1 protein-coding gene and 1 pseudogene are annotated in these 1,263 nt (G+C 47.2%); both read left to right on the top strand.

Going from position 1 to position 1,263, the window contains the following annotated elements; all coding sequences use genetic code 11:
- Nucleotides 1–629 (top strand): annotated as a pseudogene (locus VZ94_RS33400) (IS110 family RNA-guided transposase); the annotation flags it as partial.
- A 353-nt stretch (nucleotides 630–982) separates the two neighbouring features.
- The coding region (locus tag VZ94_RS20950) for a calcium-binding protein (RefSeq protein WP_045780732.1) at nucleotides 983–1,263 on the top strand (281 nt) is incomplete at its 3' end.

Raw genomic sequence — 1,263 nt, 5'->3', positions numbered from 1 at the left:
AACCCTTGCACAACAAGATATACAACTCGTGCATAACATTCGCCAAGGCTTAGTTGAACAGCGAACCGCCTTGGTCAATCAACTTCGAGGGACATTGAGTGAGCGTGGCATCATCTTAGCTGAAGGAATTAAGCATGTGCGACAAGAGTTACCATTGATCTTAGAAAATGCCGAAAATGGTTTAACCATCTTAAGTCGGGAACTCATCGCGGAGCAATACCAAAACCAGTAGCCTAACACAACGTTTTCTCGACGTGCCGGGTATTGGCCCGATTACGGCGACGATGGTGGCGGCAGATTTAGGCGATACCGGTAAAGGCTATGCCAGTAGCCGTGATTACGCAGCCAGTTTAGGTCTTGTACCCAAGCAACATAGTAGCGGTGATAAAGCGGTTCTGTTGGGGATGAGTAAACGTGGCAATCGCTATCTGCGCACCTTATTAATTCATGGTGCGCGTGCGGTTCTCAAGAACTGCTCAGAAAAAACAGATAAGCTCAGTCTATGGTTGCAAGCCTTGATCGCACGGCGCGGCTTTAACAAAGCAGCCGTCGCGTTGGCCAATAAGAATGCGCGGATTCTCTGGGCAATGGCGGTCACCGGACAAAGCTATCAAGCGGCGAGCAGTTAAAACAAGAATACAGACCGGGTTATCCACAGGGGAGTATGGCAGATATTCCCTCTTACCGAATTGCGTAGGCACACACCTAAATTGATGACAACAACAGGTCAGACCGGCGCTTTCATAACCCGTTCGGCACAGTGGTTCTTTAGAAACCGATAGGATGGTTGAGGTGAAAGCAAGCGGATAGATTCATTAGGGTTTTGGGGTCTGAATACCTTATCAATAAAACCGGATATATGGCAGCAATCTTGATCTCTGTTTTTTTCATCATATTTGGGTTAGTTGTCTTGCAATAAACGAGGAGTCCATATATGTGCCGACAATAGGAGGCGCATCATTCGTGTTTGTGCACTCGACAGATGCGCTTCGTACCTCAGCACATCCTATATGGGTTTAGCGCATCTTATCGAGTTGATGAAAAAGAGTTAGGTATATCGGTTAGTACGAATCAAACCATTTTTGGCAGCGATGACGCAGATGCGATTGAAGGCGGAGCGCTTATTGATCATCTTTATGGCGACGAGAGTAATGACACCCTCACCGGCAACGGCGGTAATGATTATCTGGAAGGCGGTTTAGGCGATGATACTTACATTATCAATGAGGCTGATGGTGTCGATACGCTACTCGACATCGATGG

This window comes from Methylocucumis oryzae (assembly GCF_000963695.1).
GTDB classification, from domain to species: Bacteria; Pseudomonadota; Gammaproteobacteria; order Methylococcales; family Methylomonadaceae; genus Methylovulum; species Methylovulum oryzae.
Note: the sequence above shows the minus strand (reverse complement) of the source record. Positions and strands in the feature narration are given on the sequence as shown.